General features: G+C 45.1%; 8 protein-coding genes and 1 pseudogene. 7 read left to right on the plus strand and 2 right to left on the minus strand.

What is annotated here, in order from left to right; translation table 11 throughout:
• From SYN9616_RS16540 to SYN9616_RS0109420, 5 genes and pseudogenes are all read left to right on the plus strand, one after another.
• Positions 1–221 (plus strand): phospholipase D-like domain-containing protein (locus SYN9616_RS16540; protein ID WP_037990903.1); only part of this gene is annotated, 221 nt, incomplete at its 5' end.
• Between the two features lie 93 nt (positions 222–314).
• Positions 315–662: a hypothetical protein gene (locus SYN9616_RS17345; RefSeq protein ID WP_156918749.1), complete on the plus strand. Its 348-nt coding sequence runs from the start codon at positions 315–317 to the stop codon at positions 660–662.
• Positions 663–823: 161 nt separating this feature from the next.
• Positions 824–973: a hypothetical protein gene (locus SYN9616_RS17350; protein ID WP_156918750.1), complete on the plus strand. Its 150-nt coding sequence runs from the start codon at positions 824–826 to the stop codon at positions 971–973.
• Between the two features lie 136 nt (positions 974–1,109).
• A pseudogene (locus SYN9616_RS16545) lies at positions 1,110–1,388 on the plus strand (phospholipase D-like domain-containing protein); the annotation flags it as partial.
• A gap of 182 nt (positions 1,389–1,570) precedes the next feature.
• Positions 1,571–4,717, plus strand: coding sequence for an N-6 DNA methylase (locus SYN9616_RS0109420; RefSeq protein ID WP_028952858.1), 3,147 nt, complete (start codon positions 1,571–1,573; stop codon positions 4,715–4,717).
• 629 nt (positions 4,718–5,346) lie between these two features.
• Here SYN9616_RS0109420 and SYN9616_RS0109430 read toward each other — a convergent pair.
• The gene (locus SYN9616_RS0109430; protein ID WP_028952859.1) at positions 5,347–5,643 is read right to left on the minus strand and encodes a hypothetical protein; all 297 of its coding nucleotides are present in this window, start codon (positions 5,641–5,643) and stop codon (positions 5,347–5,349) included.
• 84 nt (positions 5,644–5,727) lie between these two features.
• On the opposite strand from SYN9616_RS0109430, the gene SYN9616_RS17975 reads away from it, so the two are divergent.
• Positions 5,728–5,910 (plus strand): hypothetical protein, encoded by a 183-nt coding sequence (locus SYN9616_RS17975; RefSeq protein ID WP_232200276.1) that lies wholly within the window; start codon positions 5,728–5,730, stop codon positions 5,908–5,910.
• A 114-nt stretch (positions 5,911–6,024) separates the two neighbouring features.
• Here the strand turns inward: SYN9616_RS17975 and SYN9616_RS0109440 are convergent, their stop codons facing one another.
• Positions 6,025–6,435 (minus strand): hypothetical protein, encoded by a 411-nt coding sequence (locus SYN9616_RS0109440; protein ID WP_198015168.1) that lies wholly within the window; start codon positions 6,433–6,435, stop codon positions 6,025–6,027.
• Positions 6,436–6,671: 236 nt separating this feature from the next.
• Here SYN9616_RS0109440 and SYN9616_RS18210 point away from each other — a divergent pair.
• Positions 6,672–6,769: phospholipase D-like domain-containing protein (locus tag SYN9616_RS18210; RefSeq protein ID WP_369791941.1), on the plus strand; the 98-nt coding region annotated here is incomplete at its 3' end.

A 6,769-nucleotide genomic window follows, 5' to 3' on the forward strand; every position in this document is an offset into this window, starting at 1 on the left:
ACAACAAAACTGTGATCACAGGCAGCTTCAACTGGTCACCCGCTGCCTCACACACCAACGACGAAACCCTGCTGGTGATCCACTCACCCCAACTCGCCAAACACTTCACCCGTGAAATGGATCGCCTCTGGGACACTGCCAAGCTGGGGATCACACCGCACATCCAACGCAAACTCGACCGGCAGCGGATCAAGTGCGGGGATGGGGTGGAGAGGCGCTAGTCAATTATAAAAAAGCCAGTGGCTTTCGAAATAGCCACTCTTTTTCAGAAATGAACCGCAAAATGGTTACATTCAACTATTTTCAAAAAGCTCATGCAAAATTCAATTAAGCCTTTGATTGCAATTACACTTGTTGCACTCTCACCAACAACAGCAAAAGGCGAAGACCTGATGTGCAAAGTAAATGACCCAAACGACACTTACGTCAATCTTCGTTATCCAGCGAATGGAAAACTAATGCGATCACTACCAAACGGAAGCTGGATCTGGGTTGATCCTAACGGAACTGAATATGATCATAACAGCAATCCATGGACAGCAGTTATCAACCAAAGATCAAAGTCTCCAACAGGGACAGAATTCGTAATTGAAAAATTTGTCCACGGATGTCGATCAGGATCCCCCTTCTCAGACTGGTTTACGGAATTAAATCAACAATGAATATCTAAGCCTGCTGAACTCCACGCTTACCAACCACCAATGGACGGCATCGATTCAGGGACAGATCCAAATCCCCCTATTGGGCACCCCGCCAGATCTCTGCGCAGATGGCTTGTCCCCTGGCTTGGGCAACTGGATCATCAAAACGCCCCAGGCGATTGATGAAATGGTCTCGCCCGTCGAGTCTCACCCTGAGTTGGAGAGCACCTTTGTTGTCCCTCACCCTCGGTGGTTTCTTCAACATCTCTCTCCCTGCCAAGGGATTCGGGCTTAGGGCTGACGCCCCTCAGAAGCCAAGCCAGATCCATTGATCCAGTAGCCCTTCGTAGCAATAGGGCCTCTCAACACAAGATCCAGTGCCATTTTGGCTTGGGTTCTGCCTTATGGACCCATGAGAGTCCTGAGCATCCCTGAGCGATTCGTTCAAAACCACTGCAACAACAATGCATCGGCACCCCTCGCCTCGCGCGCGGCGACAAGCTCCACCACAAGTTCGCCGTGATCGACAACCACACGGTGATCACGGGATCGTTCAATTGGTCGCCCTCTGCCGCTCACACCAACGACGAGACCCTGCTGATGATCCACTCACCGAAACTTGCTGCGCATTTCACCCGAGAAATGGATCGGCTGTGGGAGAGCGCTGAGCTGGGGATCACACCGCGCATCCAACGAAAACTAAACCGACAACGGACCCGCTGCGGGGATGGGGTGGAGAGGAGCTGAGAAGAGTGAGAGAACGGGAGAGTGGCTTGAGAAGTGGCTTAGTGGTTATTCCATCGCGACGAAGTCAATCTCGGTCGAATGCACAACCCGTAAAAGTGCCAACTTGAGAATAATTCAAAAAGCCAACAAGACATAGACCAGATGCGGAACTGCGATCAAAGTACTAGCCAAGAGGAAAGCTCATGTCGAAGCCACATTGCGAGCCACAAAAGGACGTATTTAATTCCTTTGCGAACGGCATTTCGACCTGCAAATCAGAGCAAGACGTAAGAGAACTTTTTTCGAGAACAATTTATCCGAGCCTGGGAATTCCCGAGCCTCTCGCAAAACATGTTAAGCACGCATTCACGATTCCAAGGGGCGAGCTTGATTCGCTGTATGGAAAACTCATCATTGAATTCAAAGCCCCAGGGGAAATTCCTCTACAAGCTTCATCCCCAAAACTTGCGGAACAATACAACCAAGTAGAAAAATATATAAAAGGCATATCTAGAATTGAACAACTTGACGACCAGGAAATACCCGGAATCCTCTTCGATGGAAAGACAATCTCTTTTATAAGTCTGATCAATGGCGCTATAGCCTCAGATGGTCCACATAAATTTGACTTCTACTATTTCAAGAGGCTGGTCGAAAAGATCTTTTACGGACTCACTTCTCCGAAAGCCCTAACATCAAAAAACCTCATAAGCGATTTCAGCTGTCAATCCACTACAACAAAACAAGCCATACAAGCACTTTACACGCTGACGACTGGATTCGAAAACGAACGAAGCAAGCTATTATTTTCGCAATGGAAAACATACTTTCAAGAGATATGTGGATATGAATTCAAACCGCAAAAGAACTTGAACAGAGTCCTAGAAGCCGATTATGGAATCACGGACCCAGTCATCGAAAAACTAATCTTCTCAATACACACATACTTTACCATTATCACCACGCTTCTATCAATTAAGCTGGGATCAATATTTTCACCAGCATTCAACAGCGAGTACTGGCTCAAATCGACACAAGAGGGCGCAACAGAGGCTTCCTGGCGCAAAATTTTCACTAATCAACCATTTGCAGAAGTGGGATTCATAAATCTCATTGAACCACTATTCTTTGACTGGTTTCTAGACGAAGACTTTGACAACATAAATCAAATAATTGCATCTATATCCTCATCCATCTCAAGCTATACAAGTGAAACACTGAATCTCAATCAAGTAGGAGAGAGAGATATTCTCAAAGACCTCTATGAGTCATTATCACCACCAGAGCTACGACACGCCCTCGGAGAATATTACACACCAGACTGGTTGGTCGACCAAACTCTTAGTAGGGCAGATTACAAACCTATGCAGGGCGAGATCACTATTGACCCAGCATGCGGATCAGGATCTTTCTTAATGGCGGCAATTAAAAAATACAAACACATCAACCAACCTCACAAAAGGGATCTGTGCTTAAGCATTTTGCACGATATTAAAGGGATTGACCTGAACCCACTAGCAGTAGCCTCAAGCAAATTAAACTATTTAATCGCTATTGGCAGTGAATTACTTCGTTCAACTGCCGGGGAAGATATCGAAATACCAGTATATATGAGCGACTCAATGCTTTCCCCCATTGAGTACAAGTTTGAAGAGTCGGAGTGCTTTATTGTTCCAACAAAAGCATGCAATTTCAGACTAAGCAAAAAGCATGTCGAAAATGCTGGCTTTCAAATCAGTATGAACGTCCTTCAAAGTAGCATCAAAAACAAAGACAGTTTAGAACTCTTTAACGCAAAGATCCTAAGCAATACTAGATTCAGCCAGACGGAAGTTAGTGAATTCTTGCACCCGTTGCATCAAGAACTTGAAGAGCTTGAGAAGCAAGGACTTGATGGCATATGGGCTGGAATCATTAAAAACTTCTTTGCACCATCATTCATGGGCAAAGCAAAATATATCATAGGCAATCCGCCTTGGATTAACTGGGAAAACCTACCAGAAGCATACAGAGACTCAATAAAACAGTACTGGAGTGAATACGCGTACAATCTATTTCGAATCAAGGGGTTTAACGCAAGACTAGGAAGTGCGCATGACGACATATGTGTTTTGATGACCTATATCGTCTCTGACACTCTTCTAAAATTTGACGGCACAATAGCATTTATTTTACCTCAAACATTATTCAAATCAAAAGGGGGCGGAGATGGATTCAGAGGCTTTGAAATTAAAGACAATTTTTACCTAGATGTACAATCTGTAGATGACATGGCATCCATCAAGCCATTTGATGCAGCCAATAAAACCTCAATATTTATTGCCAAGAAATCAAAAAAGCCCACTTCATATCCAGTTCGATATATTAAATGGGTGAAGAAAAAAGGGGGAGGTCTGAGGAAAACTGATAATTTAAACACTATCATAGGCAAGACATTATGCACTGAACAGGTTGCAATTCCAATTGACAAAAAGAATATTTCGTCGCCATGGCTCTCCGGTGAATCAAGTACAGTATTCCAATTAAGATCACTAGTTGGAAACTCAACCTATAGAGCGAGAAAAGGGGTAGACACTAGCCTTAATCAAATCTTTTGGGTCAAAATAAATAGCACCAAAGGTAATCTTAGTGAAATATCTAACTGCCAAAGCAGAGGAAGATCTCAAGTTAGAAAAAAAGAAGGAGTTTGGATTGAATCGCAATCCTTGTATCCATTATTAAGAGGATCTAACTTCAGAAAGTGGAAATATTCAACAGAGCTTTATCAAATTCTTCTATACGATCACATGACAGGAAAGCCTCTTAACGAGGTCGATGCACAGATGCAGGCACCAAAAGCAGTTAGATACTTTGACGACATCGACTATAAGAACTTGTTGCAAAATAGAGCAATATACCGGCAACATCTAAAAGGTAAACCTCACTACTCTTGCTTTGATATCGGAAAATATACATTTGCTGAAAATAAAGTTGTCTGGAAAGCCCTTGCAACAGGAATGGAAGCATGTGTTATTAATCGCGATCAGGAAGACAGACTCATCATTCCAGACCACAATGTCTTGATGATACCTACAGAAACTGAAAAAGAGGCGCATTATTTATGCGGCGTACTTAATAGTGATCTTTGCACTGCTTTTGTCAAATCATACATCGAATGGTTTTTCTCTGCGCATATATTAGAATATTTTGCAATACCAAAGTTTAACCAATCCAACACTCTCCACATAGATATTGCCAACCTGAGCGAAAGTGCCCATCAGGCTGAATCCGATTCGGTATTAAATTTAATCGAGCAAGACCTGAATAGCCTCACAAAAAAGCTATTTAAAGTTGAAAAGACTTTTAAGTGAATCGTGATCGACACATTGTCGATCATCGGAACCCCCTTTTCCTTTCTGAAGCATAGAACACTCCTATTGCCTCATTAAGGATAATATCCACTGATCCATAACGAGAGTTCTTTCTCAGCATCTCCTTGAGAAGAGCCTCACTCTTCTTGTCTAGCTTGATATTCATCGTCTTGGGAAGTGCTTGAAGTACAAATCTTCCATTGCCACCTTGTAGCAACCAGACCTTGTAAGCCTGGTCTTACGCATCAAGGCTTCCTCCATCTGACGAAAAGCATTTACTTCTCTTCGATTAAAGGAGACATTAGTAGAAGGGGTCTTAGTGATATACATAGTTTTTGAATAGAAAAGATAGTGATGTCAGTTGATCAGGAATCAAACTAAACTCAAGTGGATGAAGCCTCAGGCGACAAGCACACTTGACTTCTGAAAAGCATTTGAATCTATTTATATGCTTTCAACCTTGAAACCAATCACTTTTGAATCAAGAAGTACTCCAAAGAAGGACTCAAGCGCACTTAACGCGGAAGCGATGCGGAATCAAAGCTCAATAGCCAAGATCCAATTGATTGACATTCAGAGAAGTCCTGAGTCTGAATTTCCTATATCTTCACCACTATGTATAAGAGTTTTCAGTCAGAAACATTTATGCGTAGCCTGCTGTCATATTCAATCGAGTTTATTTCAAGGAAATAAGGACTACTGGTGCTCATCACTGATAGTCCTTCGATTATCCCTGTATAGATGTCTCGGTAGATGTCGTGACCTACAGCATCAGAGATGACCTTCTGAGGGAGAAGACGAGTAACCCTCTCCTTATCCCCACAACCATCGATAGCCTCTGGTGAGGGCACCTCTAAGACCTTAGGTGAAGGCAGCAGCAGGTGAGCTGCATGCTCCCTCACGAAGTCCAGCAAGGTCGTTGCCATGCCACAGCGATGGCACTTAAAGCGCCATCGATCTGGAGATCCTTTCTCAGGATGGAGATACCCCTTATGGATGTAGCCAGGGGCATGAGTGTCGTGTTGGCAGTAGGGGCACCGAAAGCGATGTACCCCACTGACAGTCTTTCTCCATCCCAGGTGCTGCAAGGTCACCGAGAGACCCTGCAGCAGTTGCTCTGGGGAGTGCATGAGACCTCAGATCAAAGACCGAGCTTTGTCTTCAATCGCTTGTACTCGTCAACATCAGCCTGAGACGGTGCAGCATCCAGATAGTTGGAAATGGCTTCCTCCACATCTTCCTGATCACCATCACTCCAAGTGACACTCAGGCATTGAGGGTCCCAATGTGCACCTGACTCGTATTCGTCAGTTACCAATGATTGCAAGAGAGAGGTACACCCCCAATCCTTCAGCCTTCATCCATGCAAGCAAGCGATCAACCTCTGCTCTTGTCCTGAGTGGTAAGCCAAACCGCTTCAGCACCCGATAGGCATGCGTCACCCTTGCCTGCCTCTTCTCCTCTGCCAGTGACCTAAGAGCATCGAGCAAATCCTGATCTCGACCCTCCACCAGTGGGCGATATCGATTCAGGGACAGGTCCAAATCTCCCTGTTGGGCATCCCGCCAGATCTCCGCGCAGATGGCTTGTGCCCTGGCTTGGGCTACAGGATCATCCCAACGCCCAAGGCGATTGATGAAATGATCCCGCCCATCCAGCCTCAACCTGACTTGGAGAGCACCGTTGTTGTCCCTCACCCTGGGTGGCTTCTTCAACATCCCTCTCCCTTGCATGGGATTCGGGCTTAGGGCTGATATCCCTCAAAAGCCAAGCCAGATCCATTGATTCAGTAGCCCTTCGTAGCCCTATGGGGTCTCAACGCATGATCCAAAGTCCTTCTGGCTTGGGTTTTGGCTTATGGACCCATGAGAGACCTGAGCATCCCTGAGCAATCCCTTCAAAACCACTGTAAAAACAAGGCGTCGGCACCCCACACCTCGCCCGTGGCGACAAGCTGCACCACAAGTTTGCGGTGATCGACAACAAAACTGTGATCACAGGCAGCTTCAACTGGTCACCCGCTGCCTCACACACCAACGACGAAACCCTGCT

This window comes from Synechococcus sp. CC9616 (assembly GCF_000515235.1).
Lineage (GTDB): Bacteria > Cyanobacteriota > Cyanobacteriia > PCC-6307 > Cyanobiaceae > Parasynechococcus.